The organism is Arthrobacter sp. S39, assembly GCF_004320525.1.
In the GTDB taxonomy this organism is placed as follows: domain Bacteria; phylum Actinomycetota; class Actinomycetes; order Actinomycetales; family Micrococcaceae; genus Arthrobacter.
This window is the reverse complement of record NZ_SIHX01000004.1, coordinates 137,529-162,853: the sequence shown is the minus strand read 5'-3', so window position 1 is coordinate 162,853 and position 25,325 is coordinate 137,529. Positions and strand designations below refer to the sequence as shown.

At 65.3% G+C, this 25,325-nt stretch carries 23 protein-coding genes; 11 read left to right on the top strand and 12 right to left on the bottom strand.

The window, feature by feature from the left end; genetic code table 11:
- Positions 1 to 203: 203 nt before the first annotated feature.
- From EYS21_RS09820 to EYS21_RS09810, 3 genes are all read left to right on the top strand, one after another.
- On the top strand, positions 204 to 977 hold the full coding sequence (locus EYS21_RS09820) for a class I SAM-dependent methyltransferase (RefSeq protein ID WP_207307732.1): 774 nt from the start codon (positions 204 to 206) through the stop codon (positions 975 to 977).
- A 325-nt stretch (positions 978 to 1,302) separates the two neighbouring features.
- The gene (locus EYS21_RS09815; RefSeq protein WP_131133024.1) at positions 1,303 to 1,680 is read left to right on the top strand and encodes a CPCC family cysteine-rich protein; all 378 of its coding nucleotides are present in this window, start codon (positions 1,303 to 1,305) and stop codon (positions 1,678 to 1,680) included.
- A complete protein-coding gene (locus EYS21_RS09810; RefSeq protein ID WP_131133023.1) occupies positions 1,680 to 2,105 on the top strand; it encodes a DUF6228 family protein in 426 nt (141 codons plus the stop codon). Before EYS21_RS09815 ends, EYS21_RS09810 begins: the two co-directional genes overlap by 1 nt.
- Positions 2,106 to 2,357: 252 nt before the next feature.
- On the opposite strand, the gene EYS21_RS09805 is transcribed toward EYS21_RS09810, so the two are convergent.
- The 3 genes from EYS21_RS09805 to EYS21_RS09795 form a co-directional block, all read right to left on the bottom strand.
- Positions 2,358 to 3,299, bottom strand: coding sequence for a glycoside hydrolase family 43 protein (locus tag EYS21_RS09805; RefSeq protein ID WP_242633365.1), 942 nt, complete (start codon positions 3,297 to 3,299; stop codon positions 2,358 to 2,360).
- Positions 3,300 to 3,476: 177 nt separating this feature from the next.
- Positions 3,477 to 3,950 carry a GNAT family N-acetyltransferase gene (locus tag EYS21_RS09800; protein ID WP_131133022.1) on the bottom strand — a complete coding sequence of 158 codons (474 nt, stop codon included), beginning with the start codon at positions 3,948 to 3,950 and terminating at the stop codon, positions 3,477 to 3,479.
- 145 nt (positions 3,951 to 4,095) lie between these two features.
- Entirely contained in the window at positions 4,096 to 6,489 is a 2,394-nt protein-coding gene (locus EYS21_RS09795; RefSeq protein WP_131133021.1) for an excinuclease ABC subunit UvrA, read from the bottom strand.
- Between the two features lie 193 nt (positions 6,490 to 6,682).
- Between EYS21_RS09795 and EYS21_RS09790 the strand changes: the two genes are divergently transcribed.
- From EYS21_RS09790 to EYS21_RS09780, 3 genes are read left to right on the top strand one after another with little or no spacing between them, the layout of a single operon-like run.
- Positions 6,683 to 7,870 carry a type III polyketide synthase gene (locus tag EYS21_RS09790; RefSeq protein WP_131133020.1) on the top strand — a complete coding sequence of 396 codons (1,188 nt, stop codon included), beginning with the start codon at positions 6,683 to 6,685 and terminating at the stop codon, positions 7,868 to 7,870.
- A gap of 16 nt (positions 7,871 to 7,886) precedes the next feature.
- Positions 7,887 to 8,573, top strand: coding sequence for a class I SAM-dependent methyltransferase (locus EYS21_RS09785; RefSeq protein ID WP_131133019.1), 687 nt, complete (start codon positions 7,887 to 7,889; stop codon positions 8,571 to 8,573).
- Positions 8,570 to 9,703, top strand: a complete 1,134-nt coding sequence (locus EYS21_RS09780; RefSeq protein ID WP_131133018.1) for an NAD(P)/FAD-dependent oxidoreductase — start codon at positions 8,570 to 8,572, stop codon at positions 9,701 to 9,703. Before EYS21_RS09785 ends, EYS21_RS09780 begins: the two co-directional genes overlap by 4 nt.
- Positions 9,704 to 9,739: 36 nt before the next feature.
- Here the strand turns inward: EYS21_RS09780 and EYS21_RS09775 are convergent, their stop codons facing one another.
- The gene (locus EYS21_RS09775; protein WP_131133017.1) at positions 9,740 to 10,156 is read right to left on the bottom strand and encodes a nuclear transport factor 2 family protein; all 417 of its coding nucleotides are present in this window, start codon (positions 10,154 to 10,156) and stop codon (positions 9,740 to 9,742) included.
- A gap of 58 nt (positions 10,157 to 10,214) precedes the next feature.
- Here EYS21_RS09775 and EYS21_RS09770 point away from each other — a divergent pair, with 58 nt between their 5' ends.
- Positions 10,215 to 10,895 (top strand): peptide deformylase, encoded by a 681-nt coding sequence (locus EYS21_RS09770; protein ID WP_131133016.1) that lies wholly within the window; start codon positions 10,215 to 10,217, stop codon positions 10,893 to 10,895.
- Here EYS21_RS09770 and EYS21_RS09765 read toward each other — a convergent pair.
- Entirely contained in the window at positions 10,892 to 12,943 is a 2,052-nt protein-coding gene (locus tag EYS21_RS09765; protein WP_131133015.1) for a S9 family peptidase, read from the bottom strand. The genes EYS21_RS09770 and EYS21_RS09765 overlap by 4 nt on opposite strands.
- An 89-nt stretch (positions 12,944 to 13,032) precedes the next feature.
- On the opposite strand from EYS21_RS09765, the gene EYS21_RS09760 reads away from it, so the two are divergent.
- From EYS21_RS09760 to EYS21_RS09745, 4 genes are all read left to right on the top strand, one after another.
- The gene (locus tag EYS21_RS09760; RefSeq protein WP_131133014.1) at positions 13,033 to 13,920 is read left to right on the top strand and encodes a methyltransferase domain-containing protein; all 888 of its coding nucleotides are present in this window, start codon (positions 13,033 to 13,035) and stop codon (positions 13,918 to 13,920) included.
- 134 nt (positions 13,921 to 14,054) lie between these two features.
- Positions 14,055 to 14,519: an NfeD family protein gene (locus EYS21_RS09755; protein WP_131133013.1), complete on the top strand. Its 465-nt coding sequence runs from the start codon at positions 14,055 to 14,057 to the stop codon at positions 14,517 to 14,519.
- Positions 14,520 to 14,557: 38 nt separating this feature from the next.
- The gene (locus EYS21_RS09750) at positions 14,558 to 15,505 is read left to right on the top strand and encodes an SPFH domain-containing protein (protein ID WP_131133012.1); all 948 of its coding nucleotides are present in this window, start codon (positions 14,558 to 14,560) and stop codon (positions 15,503 to 15,505) included.
- 278 nt (positions 15,506 to 15,783) lie between these two features.
- Positions 15,784 to 16,131 (top strand): RNA polymerase-binding protein RbpA, encoded by a 348-nt coding sequence (locus EYS21_RS09745; protein ID WP_066291394.1) that lies wholly within the window; start codon positions 15,784 to 15,786, stop codon positions 16,129 to 16,131.
- A 150-nt stretch (positions 16,132 to 16,281) separates the two neighbouring features.
- Here EYS21_RS09745 and EYS21_RS09740 read toward each other — a convergent pair whose 3' ends face one another.
- The 7 genes from EYS21_RS09740 to EYS21_RS09710 form a co-directional block, all read right to left on the bottom strand.
- A complete protein-coding gene (locus EYS21_RS09740) occupies positions 16,282 to 17,025 on the bottom strand; it encodes a polyprenol monophosphomannose synthase (protein ID WP_131133011.1) in 744 nt (247 codons plus the stop codon).
- A 100-nt stretch (positions 17,026 to 17,125) separates the two neighbouring features.
- A complete protein-coding gene (locus EYS21_RS09735; RefSeq protein WP_131133010.1) occupies positions 17,126 to 18,784 on the bottom strand; it encodes an amidohydrolase family protein in 1,659 nt (552 codons plus the stop codon).
- Between the two features lie 58 nt (positions 18,785 to 18,842).
- Entirely contained in the window at positions 18,843 to 21,788 is a 2,946-nt protein-coding gene (locus EYS21_RS09730) for a DEAD/DEAH box helicase (protein ID WP_131133009.1), read from the bottom strand.
- A gap of 24 nt (positions 21,789 to 21,812) precedes the next feature.
- Positions 21,813 to 22,607, bottom strand: coding sequence for a twin-arginine translocase subunit TatC (tatC, locus tag EYS21_RS09725; RefSeq protein ID WP_131133262.1), 795 nt, complete (start codon positions 22,605 to 22,607; stop codon positions 21,813 to 21,815).
- Between the two features lie 48 nt (positions 22,608 to 22,655).
- Positions 22,656 to 22,931, bottom strand: coding sequence for a Sec-independent protein translocase subunit TatA (gene tatA, locus EYS21_RS09720; protein WP_131133008.1), 276 nt, complete (start codon positions 22,929 to 22,931; stop codon positions 22,656 to 22,658).
- Positions 22,932 to 22,963: 32 nt separating this feature from the next.
- A complete protein-coding gene (locus tag EYS21_RS09715) occupies positions 22,964 to 23,308 on the bottom strand; it encodes a hypothetical protein (RefSeq protein ID WP_131133007.1) in 345 nt (114 codons plus the stop codon).
- A 10-nt stretch (positions 23,309 to 23,318) separates the two neighbouring features.
- A complete protein-coding gene (locus EYS21_RS09710) occupies positions 23,319 to 25,304 on the bottom strand; it encodes a WYL domain-containing protein (protein ID WP_131133006.1) in 1,986 nt (661 codons plus the stop codon).
- Positions 25,305 to 25,325: the final 21 nt, after the last annotated feature.

The window sequence follows — 25,325 nt, the reverse complement described above, 5'->3', positions numbered from 1 at the left end:
CGTGAATAGAGGCGTTATGTCCGAGTGGGGGAGAGGGGGCCCGTTTTGGACTTTTCCCGGTGGCGATACCCAGGGTCGACCGACTCGGTTGACGCTATAGTCCTCGCGCTATCCGCGGCATGCGGGGACGGGTTATCCTTGCGAAAACATTGGTGCCCGGCTTGCTCCGCTGATGGACTGACGTCCCACCGTGAGTCTGCTGCGTGACGGAGGTAGTGGTTGTGGCGGAATATGACGTGCTTGCCGAGGTGTACGAATGGCTCATCTCGGATGCAAAGTTGCCTCCCGCCGAGTTCGCTGCGTCGTTCGATGACGCCCTCAATCTCCTGCCGTCGAATGCTCATGTCCTCGACTGTTCGTGCGGAACCGGACAGTTGGCGGTTGGCCTCGCCGGTCGTGGCATGCAGGTTGTCGCAACTGACGCCAGCGAAGCGATGGTTCGCCGGACTGCAGAGTTGTCTGAGGAGTTCGGGGCCTCCGTCCGGGCCGTGCGGGCGAACTGGGAAGAGTTGCCCGACCATTTCGAGGACGACACGTTCGACATGGTGTTCTGCGTTGGCAACTCGCTTCACCATGCCGCGGGCGCGACAGGCAGGGGTACTGCTCTGGAGTCGATGTCACGGCTTCTGCGCCCTGGCGGGCGCTTGGTGCTCACATCCCGCACTTGGGAACTCGTGAGGGCCAGAGGTTCCCGGCTGGACATCGGGGACCGACTCGTCCGCCGGAACGGTCGCGATGCCGTCGTGGTCTACCGCTGGGAGATTGCGCCGCATTGGGAGGATGAGCACCACATCGAGATTGCGATCGCCCAAGTTGATGCGACTGGGCTGGTTCTTGTCCGCTCGGAACTGCTGTCCTGCTGGCCCTACCGGTACGAGGAACTCGAAGTCGAGCTGCACCGGGTCGGACTCCGGACGGAAGTGAGCACGTTCGATCTTGAGGCCGAGAACTACATGGTGGTCGCGAGCAAGGTATAGACACCTCTGCGCGGAGTGTTTCCGCAGTCACAGGCGCGTTCAGAGATAGGCGAGAGCGTGCCGCCCGTCGGTGGTCGGAGGAGGGGCGATCGTGCGTCGGATGCAATGATCAATGTTCTACTTGACATAATGTAGATTATCGGCGTTAAAAGCACGGGAGTAGAAGTGGCTGCGAGAACTACCGTCCCCTGACGAATCCTGCGTCTCCTCAGGTCAAACGGCTTTGTTGGGGGTGCGGGAGTTTCCGGCGGCGCTAGGACGGCGCCGCACGGATCCGGATATGAAAACTGAGGTTGGCCTGGCTCGAGCATGCCAGACTGGCTAGATGCCGGATTCCCACAACTTTCCTTGCTCATGCTGCGGATATCTTGCTTTTGACGAACAGCCCGGATCTTATGAGATCTGTCCGGTTTGCGGCTGGGAGGACGACATAGTACAGCTACGATTCCCGACCATGGGCGGGGCCAATGCACCCCTCATCAAATGCCAGGACGCGTATGCTCACCCTCCCGCATGGAATCGGCCACTGGCCACTCCTGAGCAAGAAGGGTTCGTCCGCGATCCTGATTGGCGTCCCCTCGACCCCTCAATTGATGACATCGACCAACCTCGAAAGGCCGTCGACGACGGAGAGCCCCTTGCTGCCGGGTTAACCGTCTACTACTACTGGCGAGATCGACTCCAATTCCGTTCGAGCTTGTAGTGGAAGATGAAGAAATGCACGAGGTGACAGTCGGACATCAGGGCACGCTCAACTTCCACGTTGAACGGACACTTCGCAGCCCAGGCACGACCATCGAAGACCTGACGGTCACCGTGGAACTACAAGGACTCCGAGCCAGCAAACGTGTCTGGGATTTCGACGGCTGGTCGGCGCTGCTGTCCTTTTTTGAGGGCCTCGCAGTTAATTGGCGCGGCTGGGACGGGAACAAGAACTTCGACTCCCTGGAGGGAGATTTTCGGCTGTCCGCGAAGCACGACGGTCACGTCCGGCTCTCCTTCGAGCTCGGGGAATTCGACCGCCCGACTCCATGGGCGGCCAAGGGAGAACTCACATTAGATCCCGGTGAAGAACTGACTGAAGCAGTGGAGGCACTCCGGCGATTGCTGGCCGCCCCAATAAAGTGAGCTTCTGGGACTATACCTGCGAGAACCCATTCCATGACTAATTTGGCGTCTTGCCGAGTTAGACCGCTTTACGGCGGTGACTGCATTCGTACGCCGGAACCCGAAGGTAGAAACGGCTGTTGGCTGGTCAGAGACGAGGAGCTGCAAGAAATCACCTTCCTCGGCCCGTGGCGATCATCGCCGAAGACGGCGGCTCCCCCGTCCAGGCTTGAACGCCATGCACTCGACTCGTCAGCGAACACCCTCACTACATCACAGGATCCGGACCCGGGCGCCCTTGATCTCCACTTCGGTGAGCTTCACACGTTCGTCCGGGGTGTTGTTGGGCCAGTGGAAGACCAGGTAGTCATGTCCGCTGGAGGTTCGGAGGATCATGCCATGGCCACCGTTGCTGGACCACAGGGGCTGGTCGTGCTGAAGCCAGGGCCCCATGATGGTTCCATTTTCTGATTCGGCGATGCCCATCGCGTATCCGGCGTCCCCGTGGCTCGACCACAGCATCAGCAGCGACCCCTCGGGCGATCGGATGAGAAAGGGGCCATCGGTGAACAACGGGTCCTTGGCCAGGTTCAGGCCCTCCGGTGGTTCCACCCCGTCCGGGAACCGCAGCGGCCTGGTCCAGGCTGCCGATGAAGCTGCGAACAACAGGACTGGCTCACCCGCGGCAGTTTTTAGGTCCTGGGACAGGCGGAGCGCGTACATCTCGCCGTCAGGGATCCCTGGTTTGTCAGGTGTCCCCTCCGCGCCGCGGCTGTAGACCAGCCACTGGTCAGAGTCGTCATCAACGAAAAGCGTTCCGTCGAGGCTGGGCTCGGACACCGGTGTCACAGGTCCATCGCTCCACGGCTCGTAGGGACCTGTGGGGTGGTCCGCGACCAGGATCGCGACTCCACGGGGGCGTGCGCCGGTCGAGGTGGCGAATGTTGCGAGCATGAAGAACCGTCCGTCAAGGGAGTGGACTTCCGGCGCCCAGTACTGGCTGTCCGCCCAGAAACCTTGCCGGGGGCGGAACGCGGCGATGGGGCCATCCCAGTGCTCGAGATCGTCGCTGGTGTAGCAGTCGAAGCCAGTCGCGGGCCCTCCCCAGACGTTCTCATCGGTGGTCCCGAAAAGCACGAACTCACCTGGAAGCGGCTCCAAAATGAACGGATCACGCATCCGGATTTCCTCAAGGCGGAGTTGTTCAACGGGCATCTGCGTTCCTTTGGTAGGCGTGGCGGCTAGCGCGTCCCGGTACCCCGTCGTGCGCCGACACCAGTCTTGCCCACCTCGGTAGCCGTTTGGGGAGGCGTTTTCGCCCAATGGAATTAGTGAACCAGGTTCAAATCGGACGCAACGAACGCTCGCGATTTTCCGAATCTTCCAGAAGTCTCAGCGGGCTTCAGGATTTGCCGGCCCCGTTTCAGCGATTGTTCTGGCGACGAGGAAAACGTCGATCGGGTCCTCGTGCTCGTGAACGAACCCGTGTCGTTCATAGAGCCGTTGCGCGGAACTGCCTTGAAGGACGTTCAGCCGGAAAGGCCGGGCATCACCCAGCGTCGCCATCACGTGGCGCAGGACCTCACTCCCGATGCCCCGCCCCTGGTGCTGGGATCCTAGGTAAAAGTGTTCAATCCACTGCTCGTCGCGTTCGGGGCGGACCGCGATCACTCCGACCGGGGAGCACTCAACCTCGATCACGAACGTGTGGGCGGGGAGAAAACCGTCGCGGAAGCGCTGCCGCACCCGGACCGGGTCCCAGCGCCCGAGTCGTTCGAGGTCCGGGCGCATGACAAGGGCGCGCAGCTCAGCGATCCAAGGAGCGTCGGAGCGAAGAGCCTGACGTAAGGACCACACGGGAGACATGCCATCACTAAACCGCACCGACATGGCGAAACAAAATCTCTGCGCGGTCCGGGGCCTGCCATCTCGCGGTGGAATCCCCCGGCAGCGTCCAAAGCCGGACCAGATTGACATCACCCGGTCCGGCTCCGTCCCCGGATTCTAAGCCTTAAGGGCCGACGTACGCTGCGAGGTGCTTGCCTGTAAGGGTCGAACTGGCGTCCACCAGCTCGGCCGGCGTGCCCTCGAAAACGACCTTGCCGCCGTCGTGCCCTGCGCCGGGACCCAGGTCGATGATCCAGTCGGCGTGCGCCATGACCGCCTGGTGGTGCTCGATGACGATCACCGACTTGCCGGAGTCGACCAGCCGGTCCAGCAGGCCCAGCAGGTTCTCGACGTCGGCGAGGTGGAGTCCGGTGGTCGGTTCGTCGAGGACGTAAACGTCACCCTTCTCGGCCATCTGGGTGGCAAGTTTGACGCGCTGCCGCTCGCCGCCGGACAGTGTGGTGAGCGGTTGGCCGAGTGTGAGGTAACCGAGTCCGACATCGACCAGCCGGTGCAGGATTTTGTGGGCCGCCGGTGTGCGCGCCTCCCCTTCGCTGAAGAACACCTCGGCTTCGGTCATGGACATCGCCAGTACTTCGGCGATGTTGCGCCCGCCCAGCGTGTATTCCAGCACTGAAGCCTGGAACCTCCTGCCCTCGCAGTCCTCGCACGTGGACTCGACGGTGGCCATGACGCCCAGTTCGGTGAAGATGACGCCCGCGCCGTTGCAGGTGGGACAGGCGCCCTCGGAATTGGAGCTGAAGAGCGCCGGCTTCACGTCGTTGGCTTTAGCGAACGCCTTGCGGATCGGCTCGAGCAGGCCGGTGTACGTCGCGGGGTTGCTGCGCCGCGAGCCTTTGATGGCACCCTGGTCGATGACCACGACGCCGTCGCGGCCAGCCACCGAGCCGTGGATCAGAGAGCTCTTCCCGGAGCCGGCCACACCCGTCACGACACACAGCACACCGAGCGGGACATCGACGTCTACCTCCTGGAGGTTGTGCGTTGAAGCTCCACGGACCTCCAGTTTGCTCGCTGATTGACGCACTGAGTCCTTCACGGCCGCCCGGTCGTCGAGGTGGTGCCCGGTGATGGTCTCGCTCCCCCGCAACTCCTCCACACTGCCCTCGAAGCAAACATTGCCGCCCTTGGTGCCGGCGCCGGGACCGAGGTCGACGACGTGGTCGGCGATGGCGATGGTCTCCGGCTTGTGCTCCACAACGAGCACCGTGTTGCCCTTGTCCCGAAGCTGCAGCAGAAGCTGGTTCATCCGCTCGATGTCGTGCGGGTGCAGGCCGATCGTCGGCTCGTCGAACACGTAGGTGACGTCCGTGAGTGAGGACCCGAGGTGACGGATCATCTTCGTGCGCTGGGCCTCTCCCCCGGACAGCGTGCCCGCGGGCCGGTCCAGTGAAAGGTAGCCCAGCCCGATCTCAGCGAACGAATCGAGCAGGTGCCGCAGGCCCTTCAGGAGCGGCGCAACCGACGGCTCGTCGAACTCCCGGATCCATCCGGCCAGGTCGCTGATCTGCATTTCGCAGAGATCGGCGATGTTCTTGCCCTGGATCCTCGACGACCTCGCCTCGGGGCTGAGCCGGGTGCCCTCGCACTCGGGGCAGGCCTGGAAAGTGATGGCGCTCTCCACGAAGCGCCGCACGTGCGGCTGCATCGCCTCGACGTCCTTGGACAGCATGGACTTCTGGATCTTGGGGATGATGCCCTCGAACGTGAGGTTGATGCCCTCAACCTTGATCTTGGTGGGTTCGGCGTACAGCATCGTCTCGAGCTGCTTCTTTGTGAACGTGGCAATCGGCTTGTCCATCGGCAGGCCCATCCCCTCGAACAGCCGGCCGTACCAGCCGTCCATGCTGTACCCGGGCACCGTCAGGGCGCCGTCGGCCAGCGACTTCGTGTCGTCGTACAAAGCGGTGAGGTCGAAATCGGAGACCGAACCCATGCCCTCGCAGCGCGCACACATGCCGCCCAGGTAGACCTGGTTCTGCACAACGGCCTTTTCGACCCGGCCGCCGGCCTTCTCGGTGCTCATCACGCCGCTGGCCTTCCGCGTCGGGACGTTGAAGGAAAATGCCGTGGGCGGCCCGACGTACGGCTGGCCCAGCCGGCTGAAGAGGATCCGGAGCATGGCATTGGCGTCCGTCGCAGTGCCCACCGTGGAGCGGGGGTTCGCTCCCATCCGCTCCTGGTCAACGATGATGGCCGTCGTCAGTCCCTCGAGGAAGTCGACGTCGGGCCGGGCCAGGTTGGGCATGAACCCCTGCACAAAGGCGCTGTAGGTTTCATTGATCATCCGCTGCGACTCCGCGGCGATGGTGGCAAACACCAGCGAGCTCTTGCCTGAGCCGGACACCCCCGTGAACACCGTCAGGCGGCGCTTGGGGATCTCGATGCTGATGTCCTTGAGATTGTTCTCCCGGGCACCCTGCACACGGATCATGTCGTGGGTGTCGGCAGCGTGCAGCGCAGGCGACTGCTGTTCCGAACTCGTGTCGATGCTCATTGTTGTCTCCCTGTTCTCACCCGGCTTGTTGCGGCGGTGTCGCCTGGCGGCGGCCCGGCGGCTTCCGGCGGCGTGCCCTGGGTCTATCTAACCAGCTTCCTGCCCTGTGTAGAGGGGGTATTTCCCCACTTCAGACGCAGTTCCGGCGTACCGGGCCATTGTCTTATCCGCGGAGCTCGCCAAGAATAAGCCAATGACGGTCTATGTGCGTTCCCTGGAAACAGCTGTTCCGCCAACGATGCTGGTTCAAACGGAGGCCCGCGACGTTTTCGCCTCCCAGCCCGGACTGACGCGGCTGGGTTCGAGGTTGGTCAGCACCTGCTTCGACTCGGCGGCGATCGACACCCGCTACACCGCGGTCGAGGAAATGACCAGGGACTTCCGGGCCGACGATCCGCAGTTCTTCGACCCCGCAACCAGTCTTTTGCTGAACCCCAGCACGAAAGTCCGCAACGAGATCTTTGGCCGGGAAGCCACCAAGCTGTTCATCGAGGCCGCCCAGGCCGCCGTCGACGCGTGCCCGGAACTTCAAGCACAGGACATTACCCACCTGATCACGGTTTCCTGCACCGGGTTCTACAATCCGGGCCCCGACTACAAGATCGTCCGGGCGCTGGGCCTGGATCCGGCGGTGCAGCGCTACCACCTCGGGTTTATGGGCTGCTACGCCGCGTTTCCTGCCCTCCGCGCCGCAAAATCCTTCTGCGAGGCTGATCCCGGGGCGGTGGTGCTGGTGGTCTGCGCCGAGCTCTGCTCCCTGCATGTCCGGACCTCGAACGACCCGGACACCATCATGGGATCGGCGCTGTTTGCTGACGGAGCGGCAGCGGCCATCGTCACCGCCCGCGACGTTCCGGAGGCACCCGCGCTGATGCGGCTGGACCACTTTGAAACCGTACTGACGCCGGTCGGTGAGGAATCCATGGCCTGGAACATCGGCGACAACGGATTTGAGATGGTGCTCGGAAACTACGTGCCCCACATCATTGATGACCACATCATCGGGGCGCTGGAACCGTTGCTCGCCCGGGACCCAACAGTCCAGGGACTCCCCTACCGTGACATCCGGCATTGGGGCATCCACCCAGGGGGCCGGAGCATCCTGGACAAGGTCCAGTCCAGGCTGGAGCTGAGCGATGAGCAACTCGTTCCTGCGCGCGGGACGCTGCGGAACTACGGCAACATGAGCAGCGCCACTGTCCTGTTCGTCCTCAAACACATCCTCGACCAGCCACTCGACGGCGGTGACGAACGTATCTGCTCCATGGCCTTCGGTCCGGGCCTGACAGTGGAAACCGGCCTGTTCACCAAGCTGCGGCAGGGCACGGGACGACGCCCCTCAGCCGTGCGTGAAACGGCCGCCGAAACGTCGCTGGCCTGAGCTTCGCGTGTGGCTGATGCGCAGGCGCGCCTTTGATGCTGTTGAAAAGATGGACATGCCCGACTGTGATCCGGTGCGGCTGGAGCGGACCTACCGGCAGTTCGGGCTGGTCAACGGCGCGCTGTCGGGGTGGCGCAGGTTGTACCGGCAGGAAATCCGGCCCCTCCTCTCGGCCGAATCCGCCACGACGCTGCTGGATGTCGGCTCCGGCGGCGGCGATCTTGCCACCAGGCTGTCGCGTTGGGCCGCGAAGGACCGGGTCCGGCTCCACGTCACCGGCATCGATCCGGACGGCCGCGCCCACGCCTTCGCCGCCGGGCGGCCACCGCTTGCCGGCGTGGACTTCCGGCAGGCGCACACCACCGGGCTTCTGCGCGAAGGGCTGAGCTTCGACGTCGTGATTTCCAACCATGTCCTCCACCACCTGCAACCGGCCGGGCTGCAGCAGTTCCTTGCCGACTCGGAGGCGCTCGCCCGGACAAAGGTGCTGCACAATGACCTCCGCCGCAGCCCGGCAGCCTATGCGCTGTTCGCCGTGGCCGCCCTTCCGTTCCGGGGCTCCTTTATCCGCGAGGACGGGCTGACCTCCATCCGCCGCAGCTACACCCCGCAGGAACTTGCGGCTCTGGCTTCCCCGGGCTGGCGCGTCGAACGCACGTCCGCGTTCCACCAGATGCTGGCCCGCCGCAAGGACTCCCCATGATTGACGTGGCGATTGTGGGCGGCGGTCCCGTGGGCCTCTACCTTGCAGCCCTGCTGTTGCAGGAGGGCCTGGGCGTCCGCGTCCTCGAACAACGGCGTGAGCGTGACAGCCATTCTCGGGCCATCGGCATTCACCCGCCGGCCCTCGTGGCGCTTGACCGTGCGGGGGTGGCGCCTGAACTGGCAGCCGGCGGAGTGGCGATCCGCCGCGGCCGGGCCTACAGCGGCGGCAAACTTGTGGGCACCATGTCGTTTGAGTCGGTCTCGCGGCAGTTCCCTTTTGTCCTGTCCCTCCCACAGAGCCACACCGAGGCGTCCCTTGAACGCCGGGTGCAGGAATTGGACCCCTCGGCGCTGGCCCGGGGCGCCCGGGTCACCGGAATAACGGACGACGGCGGCGCGGTGACGCTCGCAGTCACCTCCGGCGCTGTTTCCACGCACCTGGAGTCCGCCCTCGCCGTGGCCGCGGACGGCGCCCATTCCACGATGAGGGATCTGCTGGGGATTTCAGTGCGGCCGAAAAGATACCCGGACCACTACGTCATGGGCGACTTCGCCGATGCGGGGACCTTTGGGGCAGACGCCGTGCTGTTCCTGGAGGAAGGTGGAATCGTCGAGTCCTTTCCGCTTCCCAGTGGCCTGAGGCGATGGGTTGTCCGTGCCGGCCGGCCGTGCGGGGTCCCCGCCGCTGCGGAACTGGCAGCACTCGTCCATCAGCGGACGGGAATTCAGCTGGACGCCGGCAGCAACACGATGCTCAGCCGTTTCAGCACCCGGTCAGCCATCGCACCGCGGATGGTGGCCGGCAGGACCGCCCTGATCGGTGACGCCGCCCACGAAGTCAGCCCCATCGGCGGCCAGGGAATGAACCTGGGCTGGCTGGACGCCGAAGCGCTGGCCCCGATAATCTGCGACGCCCTGGCCGCCAGGCCCGTCGGGAGGAGCCTCAAGGATTTTGAAATCCGGCGGCGGCGGGCAGCGGGTGTGGCCCGCCGGCAGTCTGAAGTCAACATGATGCTCGGGCGCCCGTTCCCGCAGCCCTGGCTGGGCCTGCGGAATCACGCGATCGGGGCAGTCGCCTCCATGCAGCCGCTGAACAGGCTGGTGGCCCGCCGGTTCACGATGCAGTGACACCATGCATCGGAACCGCCCGTGGCGGCGTGGCTTTCAGGACGTGTAGTAGCAGTCGTAGCTGTCCTGGCTGACGATCCGGCCATCCCGGACTTCAAAAACGGACGACGTCCGTGCCCGGATGGTCTCCCCGGCGTCCCAGTACCGCAGGTCCATCAGCGACGTCGCCGACCAGTCTGCCTCCAAAACAACCCGCCCCTGTTCGCAGGTGGTCCGCCGGATCTCGAACTTCTGGTTGGCCACGACTCCGGCACTGTTGTCAGCGCCGGCCAGCACCTGCTCCAGGGTCCGGGTTGAACCGGCCGGTGCCAGCAGGTGCGGAGCCTCAACGAGGACAAACCCGTCCGCCAGGAAGGGCCGGATGCGGGCGGCCCCGCCGCCCGCCTCCAGCGTCCGGACAAAATCGAGAACGAGTTCCAGCGGCGGTTTCCCCAGCGACATCTCTTCAGCCATGGAATCGACACTAACCGATTGCCACGGCCGCCGCCTTTGCGCCGCTAGGCTGTTCCCCATGAGTCATGCATCGCCGCCGACGCCCTTCAGTCCTGCGCGCATCCAGGAAACAGTCCAGGAAATCCTTGCGGCGGAAGCATTGCCGCCCATTGTGCAGGCGGGGCATCCGGTCCTCCGGCAGCAGGCCGCCGCCTTTGACGGCCAGATCACGTCCGGCGAACTGGACCAGCTTGTTGAGCTGATGAAGCGCGTGATGCACGAGGCCCCGGGGGTGGGGCTTGCCGCCCCGCAGTTGGGTATTCCCCTGCAACTGGCGGTGCTGGAGGACAAGTTCGACGTCGACCCTGACGCTGCGGCCGTGCGGAACCGGACGCCGCTGGAGTTCCTCGCGGTCCTGAATCCGCGGTACCGCGCCGTGGGCACCCAGGCCGCCGCGTTCTTCGAAGGCTGCCTTTCGCTCAACGGGCTGCAGGCTGTGGTGGTCCGCCCGGAGCGGGTCCGGCTGAACTTTGATGAGCCCGGCGGCCTGGCGGCCGAACGGGAATTCACGGGCTGGCAGGCACGGATCGTGCAGCATGAAACTGACCACCTTCAGGGAACGCTGTACGTTGACCGGGCCGAGCTGCGGTCACTGAGCGGCAACGCGGAATATGCCGCCCACTGGGCTGAGCCCGGCATCGGCAAGGCGCGCTCGGCGCTGGGTTTCCTCCCCGGCCTCCCTGACCTGCCGAGGCACTAGCCCCGCGTGCCGCCGTCGGGCATGCCCTCAGTTCCGGGGCCGGCCGGGTTGCCCGCCGTCGGCAGGAAACGGGACCACCAGCGGAGGATGTGCTCGAACCGAAGGCGCCGATGATGCGGTGTTCCTGACCGGGAGAGTTCATGGTCCTCGCCCGGGAAGAGGAGCAACGCCGTGGGAACCCCGTTCCGCTTCAGGGCCGTGAAATAGCGCTGGCCCTGCTCCACCGGGCAGCGCAGGTCGTCCTCGCTGTGAATGACCAGCGCAGGAGTCCGGACTTCGTCCACGTGTTCCATCGGGCTCTGCGAAGCCATGGCAGGGCGTGACCGGCCCATGTACTCGGCACCGAAGTACCAGCCGATGTCCGCCGAGCCTTCGAAGCTGACCGGATCCAGGAACCCTCGCTCCACAATGGCCGCCGAGAAACGGTGGTCGCGCCCGATGGTCTGTGCGGTGAGGTAGCCGCCGTAAGACCCGCCCATGATGCCAAGCCGGCCGGCATCCAGGGCCGGGAATTTATCCAGTGCACCTTCCAGGAAGGCCAGCACATCCTGCATGTCGAGGGTGCCCATGGCTCCCTTGACAGCCAGCCCATGCTCCCGGCCGTAGCCGGCGGAGCCCCTGGGATTGCACATCAGGACCGCATACCCCGCACCCGCGTAGACCTGGGCTTCGTCGTGGAGCGCCACCGTGTACTGGGCAAACGGCCCCCCGTGGATGGACAGCAGCACCGGATGGGGCCCTTTCCCGGCGGGCCTGACCAGCCAGCCGTGCACCGGGTATCCGTCCGCAGAAGGGAACGTCAGCTCCTGGGGGACAATGACGTCTGACTGCACCCGAAGCGCGGCGGAAAAATCAGTGAGGAGCCGCAGCTGCCCGTCGTCGAGGACGGCCAGGTCGCCGGCGGTGGAAGGGTCGCTGAACGAGACCAGCATTGCTCCTCCGGCCCAGGCGGCTCCTGTGACCACCCTGTCCCCGTGCACCAGCAATGCGTGGTCGCCGTCCGCGTGCAACTCCAGGAGTTCCACGGTTCCCTGGGCATTGTTCAGGACGATCGCTCCCGCCGGGCCACGCAGTTCGATGCGGCCGCCGGGGCAGGCGACGTCCATCATCTCCGGGTCAGTCAGCGCTGCGGCCCGGCCTCCATCGGCGGGCATGCAGTGCAGCACCGCGTTGCGGGCCACAAAGTCCGTACCGGTTTCGCCGAGTCCCCGGGCGATGAAGAACAGCCATTTCCCGTCCCGGGACTGCCGGACGGACTCGACGGCCTGGCGCGGGGCTCCCGCCGGCTCCACCCGCAGCGGCTCCCCTCCGCCTGCCGGAACCCGGTAGATGCCCGTTTCCAGGGTGTCGTCGCTGCCCGGCGGTGCGGTGACAAAGTAGACAAAGGCGCCGTCGGCGCTGAACCCGGCACTCTCATGGTCGGTGGCGGCGGATGTCAGCTGCAGGGCCGGTGGAACGTCGCCGGCCGGGCGGTGGTCCCGCTGCGCTCGGCCGCGGGGAACCACGCGCGGTTCCTCGCCAAACTCCGGGACGTCCAGCACAAAGATCTGGGCCGGTTTGTCCCGGGTATATCCCACGCCATTGAGCCGGTACTGGTAGTCCGTGACCAGCCGCGGATCCTCGGCGCCGGCATCGACGTTCTCCCTGGTTCCGTAGCGGCCGGCGGCCGGTTCCCGTGAGCTGAAGACAATCCGTTGGGAATCGGAAGACCAGGCAAAAGCCTCGACGCCGAGGGTCCGGTCCGTCAAAGCCCTCGGTTCACCACCGCCGGCCTCCACCACAAACAGCTGCGGTTTCGCTGACGGTCCCATGACGCGAACGAACGCCAGCGCCAGGCCATCCGGGGAGAAAGCCGGTGCAGAATCCTTGAAGCCACGGGTAATCCGGCGCGGCAACTGCCCAGGATCCAGCGGAACATTCCACAGCTGGCCTACATACGCGTCGGCGTCGAAATCCGGCCTGGTGACCGAAACCACGGCCCGGCTCCCGTCGGGATGGACGGCCGGCGCCGAGACAGAGTTCAGGAGCGGGAGGTGTTCTGGCTTCACCCACGTGAGCCTAACGTGCGCCCCACCACAGGGGAAACAGGCCGATCAAGGGCCGGATGCGCCGTTCCGGCGGCCCTAAGATGGTGGACATGCCTTCCACACCTGACCTGGCGCTGCGCTGCCCCGTTTGCCGCTCGCCGCTCAGTTCGGCCGCCGACGCCGGACCGGCAGTTCCGGGAAAGGCGCTGGTGTGCGCGGCCGGACACAGCTTCGACGCCGCCAAGCAGGGATATTTCAATTTCCTGGTTGGCAAAGGCACCGCGTTCGAGGCCGACACCGCCGAGATGGTCGCCGCCCGGTTCAGCTTCCTCGACAGCGGGCACTACCGGCCCCTGGCTGACGCCGTTGCTGCCGCCGTCGTTCCCTCCCTTCCCCGGGATGCCGCGACGATACTGGATTCGGGAACCGGCACCGGCCACTACCTGCGTGTCCTGCTTGATGCGGCCGCGGCCTCCACTGCCAGGGTGACCGCCATCGGCCTGGACATCTCAAAGTTCGCCCTCCGGCGCGCTGCCCGGCTCAACCCCGAGGCAACCAACCTGGTCTGCGATGTGTGGCAGCCCCTGCCGGTGGCGGATGACGCCGTGGACGTGATTACCGTGATTTTTGCGCCCCGCAACCCGCCGGAATTTGCCCGTGTCCTCCGGCCGGGCGGGCTGCTGGTGGTTGTGACACCGCGGACGGGCCACCTGGCGGCGATCGCCGGGCAGACGGGAATGCTCGGGATCGAGGAAGGCAAGGACGGCCGACTGGTTGACGCGATGTCCGGTCAGTTCAGTGTCGAGTCCATCCATGACGTCGACCTTCCGCTGGTGCTGGCACCCCATGAAGTCGTAGATCTCGCGTATATGGGACCGGCCGGCCACCATCTGGACCGCACCGCGCTCGCTGCACGGCTCACCGGCCTGCCGCCGGGCACCACTGTGGAGGCGCGGTTCCGCCTCACCGTATTCCGTCTGGCTGGTCCACCGCGGTAACGACTTGGCCACTATCCCCGGGAATATGCGGCCAACCTGCCGCCCTGCGGCCCTGCGGACTACGATTGGAGGACAGTACTGAGGGCCTGCCGTCGTTGCACGCAGCGCGACCATGGCTGTCGAAGGGGGACGGAATGTTTGAATGGCTTGGCGAGAACTGGTGGGCATTGTGGCTCACCGCCTTCCTCGCTTTTGCAGTGATCGAGATGATCACGCTCGACCTGTTCTTCATCATGCTCGGTGGCGGAACCCTCGCTGCCCTGGTCGCAGACTTTGCCGGTGCCGACCTCTGGCTTCAGATCGTGGTCTTCTGCGTGGTGTCCCTGCTGATGATCGCGTTCGTGCGTCCCGTGGCCCTGACGCACCTGAAAAAAGGGCCCACAGAACAGCGGACCAACATTGACCGGCTCATCGGAGAGCAGGCGCTGGTGATGGAATCTGTCAGTTCCACCGGCGGCCTCGTCAAGATCGGCGGCGACGTCTGGACCGCCCGGTCGGCCGCAGGAGTACTGCCCGCCGGCCAGAAGGTTGTGGTGTCGGCCATCGACGGAGCAACCGCCGTGGTCGCAGCGCAGCCGGAAACTGCCAGCCCGGCCTAGATACAGCTTCAACAACAACTGGGGATAAGAGGAAATGTATGGATAACGCAGGAGGAGCCGCAGTGGCCATTGTGCTGGTGGTCCTGATCGTGTTCGTGATAATAGTTCTGGTCCGCTCGGTGCGGATCATTCCGCAGGCACGCGCGGGCGTTGTGGAACGGCTCGGTAAGTACCAGCGGACGCTGAACCCAGGCCTGACGATCCTGATCCCCTTCGTGGACCGCCTGCTGCCGCTCCTTGACCTTCGCGAGCAGGTGGTGTCATTCCCGCCGCAGCCGGTTATTACCGAGGACAACCTGGTGGTATCCATCGATACCGTGGTCTATTTCCAGGTCACTGATCCGCGCGCGGCCACCTACGAAATCGCCAATTACATCCAGGCGGTTGAGCAGCTGACCACCACCACCCTGCGAAACGTCGTTGGCGGGCTGAACCTGGAAGAGGCACTCACCTCGCGCGACCAGATCAACGGCCAGCTCCGCGGTGTCCTGGATGAGGCAACCGGACGGTGGGGCATCAGAGTCTCGCGCGTTGAGCTGAAGGCCATTGATCCGCCGCACTCCATCCAGGACTCCATGGAAAAGCAGATGCGTGCCGAGCGTGACCGCCGCGCTGCCATCCTCACCGCGGAAGGCACCAAGCAGTCCGCGATCCTCACCGCCGAAGGCCAGCGGCAGGCATCCATCCTCGCTGCCGAGGGTGATGCCAAGGCAGCCATCCTTCGTGCCGACGGTGAAGCGCAGGCCATCCAAAAGGTCTTCGATGCCATCCATAAGGGCAATCCAGACCAGAAGCTCCTGGCGTACCAGTACCTGCAGACCCTGCCCAAGCTGGCTGAGGGCAGCTCGAACAAACTGTGGATCATCCCCAGTGAAGTCGGCGAGGCGCTGAAGGGAATCGGCAACGCCCTCGGCGGCACCAATCCCGACCCGCAGGCACGCGGCGGCTTGTTCGACGACGTGGCCGCCAAACAGTCCGGGTCCTGACCCGCCCGCGCAACATGGAAGGGGGTCCGCACTCTGATGCGGATCCCCTTCCCTTATGGGCCGGCTGCGGTTTTGGCAGCCGCTCGTTTTTTGGTATCAGGACCCCGAGTCCGTATAATTGGATATTTGTCCGGTCCGGTGAGAACCGACGGAACAAGAAAGCTTCGCAATGCGTTGAATCAATTGATGCAGCACAGTGCACACAGTAGTCCGGCGGCGCTATACCGCCCCCGGCTAGCGTGGGGCCTTGCTCCGCGAACCGACCAGAGGGAGAAAACATGAGCGATCGCAGCCTGCGGGGTATGCGCCTTGGCGCGCAGAGCATGGAGACCGAGTCCGGCGTTGAGCCGGCTCCGCGTCAGCGTGTCGAATACAGGTGTGAGGATGGCGAGCAGGTCTTTGTCACCTTCTCTTCCGAGGCGGAAATTCCCCCGGTCTGGGTTTCCAAGACCGGCAAGGAAGCGCTCCTGGTCGATGGCGAGCGTCCCGACACCAGCAACGAAAAGGCTGTCCGCACGCACTGGGACATGCTGCTGGAGCGGCGGACCCTCCCCGAGCTGGAGCAGATCCTTGAAGACCGCCTGACTATCCTTCGCGAACGCCGTGGCGAACGGCGCACTGCGTAACTCCGCAGACCACCAGCCGCCAAGCGCCGGCTAACAAAAAAGGGGCCTTCCCGCACCGAGAACGGTGCGGGAAGGCCCCTTTTTTGGCTTCTTTGGCGCCGCCGAACCTCCGTGGCCCAGGCTGGGCGGCCGAGGCCGCGCGGCAGCGGATTATGCCTGGGAGGAATCCTTCTTGCCCGTGAGCTTGTTCCACCGGGCCTGCAGTCCCCACTTGGTGACGTTGATCATGGCTTCCACAACGATGTTTCCGCTCATCTTCGACGCGCCCAGCTCACGCTCCACGAAAGTGATGGGGCGCTCCTCAATCTTCAGGCCCATCTTCGCGACACGCCAGGCGAGGTCCACCTGGAAGCCGTAACCGACCGAATCAACCTGGTCGAGGTTCAGTTTCTCCAGGGTTGTCCTGCGGAACGCCCGGTAACCGCCGGTGACGTCCTTGATCTTCAGGCCCAGCATGATGCGGGCGTAGGTGCTGCCAATCCGGGAGATGGCCTGGCGGTACAGCGGCCAGTTGACCACGCTGCCGCCGGCGACCCACCGTGAACCCATCGCCAGGTCTGCGCCCTGCTCGATGGCGTCCAGGAGGAGGGGCAGCTGTTCGGGCTTGTGGGAGCCGTCGGCGTCCATTTCCACCAGGACGTCGTAGCCGGCGTCGAGGCCCCACCTGAAGCCCGCGATGTAGGCGGCGCCCAGGCCTTCCTTGCCCTTGCGGTGCAGGACATGCACCTGGGAGTCAGCGGCAGCGAAGCTGTCGGCCAGCTGGCCAGTGCCGTCGGGGCTGTTGTCGTCCACCACCAGCACATCTGATGCAGGGACCGCCTGCCGCAGGCGTTGAAGAGTCTTGGGCAGCGATTCCAGCTCGTTGTAAGTAGGAATGATGGTGAGGACGCGCACAGAGAGCCTTTCCTGGATGAAAGCGGTCAGAGCGCCGGCGCACAGTGGAATCACTGGCGGGCGCAACTTCCCATTATAGGGTGATGCCGGCGGACCCGATTTATGCGCGGAGGGCCGGGCTGGAGTACAGCTCGGCACCGTCACGCACGGTCTGCAGGCAGACAGGGTCGGATCCCGTGTCCAGTGCGGGCAGGAGCGGGGTGCGGGCGCGGGGATCCGTGCTCCAGGACTGGACCCTGCCGTCGGCGACCTGGACCATCAGTTCTTCAACGTCCCACACGGCGAAACTTGCCGGCGCCCCGGGGACGAGCTGCCCGGCCATCGGGTTGTGGTACTTCGCGGCACGCCAGCCCGCCCGTGTGTGGCCGAGGAAAGCGGCGCGTGCGGAGATGCGCTGATCGTTGTTGTGGTGTTCCAGGCAGGCGCGCACACTGGCCCAGGGGCGCAGGGGCGTCACGGGGCTGTCACTGCCGAAGGTGATGGGCACCCCGGCGGAGTAGAACGAGGCGAAGGCGTTCATCCCGCTGCTGCGGTTGCCGAGGCGCTGCTCATAGAGGCTGCCGGCCGCGCCCCAGGCGGCATCAAAGCCGGGCTGCGAGCTGACCGTGACGGAGTAGTGCGCCAGCCGTTCCACGGCCTTGGAATCTGCGATCTCGACGTGTTCGAACCGGTGGCCCGCCGAACGGATCCGTTGTTCGCCCACCTCGGCGGCGGCAAGGTCAAGCGCGGCCAGGGCGGTGTCAAGTCCGGCGTCGCCAATGACATGGAACCCGCCCTGGATGCCAAGCACGGAGCACGCCGCGAGGTGGGCGGCGGCCTCATCCACCGAAAGGTAGAGGCTGCCCCGCTCCCCCGCCGCGTCGCTGTAGTCGGCGCGGAGGGCCGCGGTCCTGGAGCCGATGGAACCATCGATATTCAGGTCGCCCGCAAGGCCCCTGACGGTCACCCCCAGTCCGTCCAGTACCGACTGCGCGTGTTCCTGGCTCAGGGCAAGTTCCCCCCAGTACGGGAGGACTTCCGGCACAGCCTCGGTCCCGGGCCCGCCGGTGTTCCACGCTGCAGCCAGCCGAAGGTCAGCCACCCCGCCGATGTGCGGTGCCGCCATTTCTGCCGCGGCGACGTACCCGTTGGCAGCGGCCTCAGCCAGCGCGCGCCGCTGGTAACCGCGCAAAGCCTCATCGGGCAGGTGCCGGGTGGCCCGGCGGGCTGCACTGTGCGCGGCCCGCTTCAGGTGGCCGGCAGGCGAGAAGCCGTCAAGATCCGTGAGGCCGGCAGCGGCGGTGAGGGAACGCGATACAAGCGCCGAATGGACGTCGGCCCTCGACAGGTAGACGTGCCGGCCTCCCGCAGCCCGCTCGAGTTCGTCAGGGGTAGGCAGTGCCGGGTCCGCCCAGGTCGATTCGTCCCAGCCATGTCCGAGCACAGGTCCGTTCCCGGGCGCGGCCTGGACGGCGTCGAGCAGTTGCCGGGCCGACCTGACCTGTCCGAGCTGCAGGGAATCCAGGGCGATACCCGTTTCGGTCAAGTGGACGTGGGAGTCGACAAAGCCGGGCGCGACGAGGCTGCCACGGAGGTCAATGATCTCCATCGTGCTGTCCGCGATCGAGGATGCTGCCTGTTCCGAACCCACCCAGGCGACTGTGTCGCCGTCAACGAGCATGGCGGTGGCAAACGGATCAGCGGCCGTGTACACGGATCCGTTGCGGTAGAGCACCACGTTGCGCTTGTTCGGGGACGCGGCAGATGTTGCTTCGGTCATTACGGTGAAAGCTCCTAGGAATTGTGGGCTGCGCACGTGCTGCGCGGCATGAGGAAGGTCAGACCACGGAAGAGTAGGCCACCACGCCGCGGCGGATCAGCGAAATCGCTTCGGTGCACAGCCGTGCGAGGCGGGGTTCCAGCCCGGGTATCTTGGCGAGCTGGTCCAGCAGGTCGATGACCTGCTTGACCCACCGCACAAAATCGCCCGCTGCGAGGTCCGTGCCGTTGAGAACTTCCTGCAGGTGCCGGCCCCGTGCCCACTTGTACATCGGCCAGACAAGACCCAGTTCCGGCTCGCCGGTCAGCGGAAGCTTGTTCTGCTCCTCCACGTCCTCAAGGGCGGACCATTCACGGATCACGATGTCCACTGACGATTCCAGCGAGACACTGGGCATCCGCGGCCGGAGGCCCCGGTCCTCACGCTTGGCCTGGTAGACCAGGACGCTGGCGAGGGCGGCAACTTCGACGGCGTCCAGGTCACCGAAGGCGCCCAGCCGCAGGGACTGCGAGATCAGCAGGTCCTTTTCACCGTAGATCCGCCGCAGCCGCTGGCCGTCCGCGCTGATGGCCTGCCGGCCGTCCGCCGCGGTCTCCAGGTACCCATAGGCGGAGAGTACGTCGCAGACCCGGTCGAAGGTCTTGGCGATGGTGTTGGTCCGTCCCTGGATCTGCCGGACCAGGGCATCAGTTTCCCGCCTCAGCTTCCACCAGCGTTCCGACCACCGGGCGTGGTCCTCACGCTCGCTGCAGCCATGGCAGGGGTGGGCGCGGAGGGCGCGGCGCAGCTCGGTGATGCGCTTTTCCTGGTTGGGCAGGGCAGTGGCCCGGCCGAAGTCGATGTCCCTGCTGCTGGTGGCGGCCGGGGGCCGGTTCTCCCGCAGGGCATTCCGCGCCGACGACGCAAGATCCCGCCGCGACTTGGGCACCTTGGCATTGAAGGACTTCGGGATCCGGATCCGCGTCATGGGCGCGATGGGCCCTTCCAGGTCCTCGGTCCCGATCCTGCGCAGCTGGTTGTCCAGCGTCAGGACGGCAGGCCGCGGTTCCCGGCTGGTGTGATCCGAACTCAGCACAATGGCCGGACCCGGCGCCCGGCCGCCCGGCACGTCCACAACGTCCCCCGGCAGAAGCCTGGCCAGCGAGTCATCGCTGAGCGATTTCCGCGCCCGCGACTTGCTCCGGGAGGTCATGTTTTCGGCGTCCGACAGCTCCCGGCGCAGCCTGGCATATTCGGTGAAGTCCCCGAGATGGCAGGTCATCGACTTGGCGTAACCGGCCAGGGACTCTTCCCTGCTGCGCACCTGCCTGGCGAGGCCCACAACGGAACGGTCCGCCTGGAACTGCGCAAAGGAGGATTCCAGGATTTCGCGGGCACGGGCCCGGCCGAACTGAGCCAACAGGTTGATGCTCATGTTGTACGTCGGCCGGAAACTGGAGTTGAGCGGATACGTACGGCGCGAGGCGAGGCCGGCAACCGCCGTCGGGTCCGTTCCCGGCTGCCACAGCACCACGGCGTGGCCTTCGACGTCGATGCCGCGCCGCCCCGCACGGCCCGTCAGCTGGGTGTACTCCCCCGCGGTGATGTCCACGTGGGCTTCACCGTTGAACTTGTCGAGCTTCTCCAGGACCACGGAGCGGGCCGGCATGTTCACGCCCAGCGCAAGCGTCTCGGTGGCGAAGACCGCTTTGACGAGGCCCTCAACGAACAGTTTCTCCACAACCTCCTTGAACGTGGGCAGCATTCCTGCATGGTGGGCTGCAAAGCCCCGGAGCAGGCCGTCACGCCAGGTCCAGAAGCCGAGGACATCCAGGTCCTCGGAGGGGATGTCCTGCCCGGCCTCGTCGACGCGCTGGGCAATGATGCGCTGCTCCTTTTCCGTAGTCAGCCACAGCCCCGAGGACACGCACTGCGCTACGGCGGCGTCGCAGCCCGCACGCGAAAAGATGAAGGTAATGGAAGGCAGCAGGTCCTGCCGGTCCAGGCTGGCGATGACCTGGGGGCGGCTGGCCTTCCGGACACCGGCCGGCTGGGCGCCGGGGCCCGGACGGTCATCCCCACGCTGCCTGTGCTGCCGGCGCTGGCTGCGGCCGCCGTGGCCAAAACGCCCGCGGAAGCTCTGCTGGCTCTCGCTCCTGGCCATGGCCAACAGGTCAGGGTTGACCTCGAATCCACGGCCGGCCGCCTCTTCCGGCGCAGCCGGCGTTACGGGGGCACCCGTTTCGGCATCGGCGGGCGGCGCGATCTCGTCAAAGGTGGTTTCGCCCGCGAAGAGGTCCACGATCTCCTTGCCCACCATGACGTGCTGCCACAACGGCACGGGCCGGTGCTCGGAGACGATGATGTCGGTGTCGCCGCGGACGGTGTCCAGCCACGCGCCGAACTCTTCGGCGTTCGACACCGTGGCGCTCAGCGAAGCGACCTGGACTTCGCTGGGCAGGTGGATGATGACTTCCTCCCACACGGCGCCGCGGAAGCGGTCGGCGAGGTAGTGCACCTCGTCCATGACCACAAAGCCCAGGTCATCCAGCGACGCGGAGTCTGCGTAGAGCATGTTGCGGAGGACTTCGGTGGTCATGACCACCACGGGTGCCTCGCCGTTGATGCTGGTGTCTCCCGTGAGGAGGCCAACGTTTTCGGCCCCGTACTTTTCCGCCAGCTCGGCAAACTTCTGGTTGCTCAACGCCTTGATGGGCGTGGTGTAGAAGGCTTTGAGGTTCCGCTCGAGCGCGAGATAGATCGCGAACTCGCCCACGATGGTCTTGCCGGCGCCGGTGGGCGCTGCGACCAGCACTCCCCTGCCCTCCTGCAGGGACCTGCAGGCCTGGCGCTGGAAGTCGTCCAGCTCGAAATCCAGGGTTCGAATAAAACCGCCCAGGTAGCTGGCGGCCTCGGTGGTCCGATCCTTGCTGGCCTGGTACCTCTCAGACGGCGAGAGCTGCGCGGGAACGGTTGGCCGGGAAGAGAACGGCCCCGCAGGAGGCGGCCCGGAAATAGAGGACATGACTCCAGCCTAGTGGGCGCGGGCCTACAGGTTCTTCAGTTCGTTTCCGGGCGTCGCGACGTCGGCTGTGGCCTCGGTCTCAGCCTCGCGCTTGCTTACCCGCCGGGCGCGGCGCTTGTCGTTGAGCAGGCAGATGCCGATGGCCGCGAAAAAGAGCACCAGCAACGGGCCTGCCAGCATAAACATCGAGATCGCGTCGGCTCCAGGGGCAGCGATGGCGGCCAGGACGAAGACCAGGAAGACCGTGATGCGCCAGGCCTTGAGGATGGTCCGGCCGGTGACGACACCGGCCATGTTTATCCCCACCAGGACCACCGGGACCAGGAAAGCGAACCCCAGGACAAGGACCATCCGTGTGACGAAGTCGATGTAGTCCCTGGCGTCAATGATGTTGGAGAATCCGGCCGGCGTGAACTGCGTGAGGGCGCGGACAACCTGGGGCACAACCAGCCAGCCGGCCCAGATGCCGGCAAGGAAGAGCGGCACGGCCGCGGCCATGTAGCCCAGGGTGTAGCGGCGTTCCATGCTGGTCAGCCCGGGGGTGATGAAGGCCCACAGCTGGTAGATCCAGATGGGGCTGGAAATGACCAGACCGATAATGAGGGACATCTGGAGCTGGAAATCGAAGGCCGAACCGATGTTGGAGAAGTTGACCGAAGATACCCCGCCGGTCTGGAGGGCAATCCTGTCCACCGGTTCTTTGAGGGCCGACAGCAGCGGGTTGTAGAGTATCCAGCCGCCAATTGCGCCCACCAGGACGCCGATCCCGGATTTGATCAGCCGGTTCTTGAGTTCCTTGAGGTGGTCCCAGAGGGCCATCCGGCCCTCTGGGTTGGCTTTGCGGCCCCTCGTCAGTGCCACCGTGGGTCAGGCGCGGTTCGACGGCGGTACGTCAGTACCGTCCGTCGGCTCACCGGGCTTTGCCTGGGGGTGGTTGACGATCCTGCCCTCCACCGGTCCGGTTGTGTCGGCAGGAGTTTCGGTCTTGCCGTCGTTCTTCATTTCCTTGACCTCGGACTTGATGATCCGCATGGACTGGCCAAGGCTGCGCGCCATGGCAGGAAGCTTGGGGGCAGCGAAAAGCAGCAAAGCAACAACGATAATAATGACAATCGGCCAGGGGCCATCAAAGAGTCTTCCCACGGGAATTCCTTTCCTCTAAAAACATCCTACGTCTAAGTGAAGTCCAGATCGCCAAGCGACTGCCGCTGGCCACGGTCAGTCCGGCGCTGGACCCGCCTTTGGCGGCGGTCCTCCCGGCGGGCTGATTTGGATGTGTGGTAATCATGTCGCATCTGCACTGGAGAGGCAAAAACGGCTGAGCCCTGGACGGGCGCCGCCTGTTCCGGCTGCGCCGGTGGGACGGCGGGGCTGAGATGGCCCAGCCTGTCCCCGGCCGCCCCCAGGTCCTTGAGCGTCGCCATAAACTGGCGGAACAGCCGGATGCCCAACAGGACATAAAACAGCAGGGACAGCGCAACCAGCGCTATCCAGATAAGGATCCAAGACCACCAAGGCATGCTGAGAAGTCTAGCCCCCGTAGCTGGCCAGGGACGCCTCGATCCAGGCACGCGACTGGTCGGCGAGCTCCCGGGGTTCGAGGATGCGCACCGAGCCGCCGTGCTGGGCCACGAACATGGGCAGCCATGCCGTGTTGCCAAAGCGGATCTCTGCCAGCAAACCCCCGTCGGGCAGCTCTGATGTCCGCTCGGCGTAATAGTCGTCGGCCAACCCGGTACCCTGCCTGGTGAGCTGGACCGTTACGATCGTGTCGTCGTCGTTCGGTGTGAACAGCTTGGCCGGGAAGCCTTCGTTCGGTTCCAGCGCGGCCGTCGCCGGGTTCCCGTTCGGCTGGAGTTCCTGCACGCGGTCGAGACGGAAGTTCCGCAGGCCCTGTGCTGAATGGCAGTAAGCCTCGAAATACCAGGTGTTGTCGAGCGAATAAAGCCGGAGGGGATCCACGTCCCGCTCGGAAACCCGGTCGCCCTGGGGCGACAGGTAGACCAGGTGCAGCTGGGACCTGGAAGAGACCGCCTGGCGTACGAGGTCAAGCGTTGCCCTGTCAGCAGGCCCGACTGCCGGTCCGGCCAGGGACCCCGCGCGCAGCCCCTCTTCGCCAGCCGCTGCCATCAGTTTGAGGGTGACCGATTCCAGCGCGCCGCCTTCGGCGAGTTCCGGCAGCCCGTTCAGCGTTTCCAGGCCGGTGAGCAGCGCACACGCCTCCTCCACGGTGAACCTGACCGGTCGCTTCAGGTCCAGGTCCTGGGTGATATACACGTGGTCGTCCTCCCACTGGATATCGAGGAGGTCGTCCGGGTACCCCTCTGGCAGCCCGGAACAGATGAGGATCTGCAGGTCTTCTTCAAGTTCCTCGCGGCTGACGCCGAACCGTTCGGCAACGTCCTGGATGTGCAGTCCCTGGTTATGGACCAAAAACGGAACCAGTTGGAGCATGCGCTTGAGCTGGTCTTCGGAGGTCCGTTTGCGGACGTTGCCGGCCCGGGGCTGGTCGTGGAAGGCAATGGCCGGGACCGGGGCCGCGCAGAAGTCGGCTGCGGCCCGCAGCCTGCGCGTGACAGCGGCGATGAGTTCGCCGGGCGCCACGGCCATGGCGTCCGGGCCGTAGGAGGCGAGTTCCTCGGCAAGAACCTCGACGTCCCTGTACTGGACGTCCAGGCGGTCGTAGCCGGCGTCGGGCGTATGCGTGTGCCCTTCCGTCCCCGCAAGGGCCCGCTGGCGCAGCCCCAGCAGGCGGCCGGCGCGGACATCCACGTGCGCGGTCAGCAGCGGCAGTTCCGGCAGCCGGTCCAGTTCCGCCCGGATATTGAAGTGTTTGGGCGGTGCGTAGTTCTCCTTGGCCAGGACGGTGACGGCGCTGGTCAAGCGGGACAGCCGGAAGTACCGGGGAGCCTGGCGGATCCGGTCGTAGCCGGCGAGGTACCACTGGCCGAACCGGCTGCCCAGGCCCCATGGTTCCACCGTGCGCTGTTCGTCCTTGCCGGTGCTTCCTGCGAGGTAGGAAAAGCTGACGGGGTGCTGGGCATGCATGGCCGCGACCAGATCGTCGAAGGCCCTGCCGGCCGGCTTGATCCGCGGCTGCACTCCGACGGGCAGTTCAACGTCGGTGAGGCGGCTGGAGGCCTGGAGCTTGCGCAGTGCGTTTGCCGCGGCGGTGCCAAGGGCCGCGCGTTCCCACAATTGCGAGGCCAGCAGGATGACGGTCCACTCACCGGGGCTGAGTTCAACTTCCGGCAGCCGGTTGGACTCCTTGCCGATCCGGTACCGCGTGGTGGCGGGGTCGTCCTCGCTCCAGCCAAGGTCGGTGACGGTTTCGACGTCAAACCCAAAGTGGCGCAGGTCAGCCTTGTCACGTTCGAACATCCGGCCGAAAGAGGAGTCGTTGCCGGAAACGTCGCGGTAGACCGTTTCGCGCAGCTCGCTGCGGCGCAGGCCGTATTTCGTGTTAAGGAGGGCGATCAGGAGATTAAGCAGGCGTTCAGTACGGGATGCGGGCACCCTCGCTACGTTACTAAAATC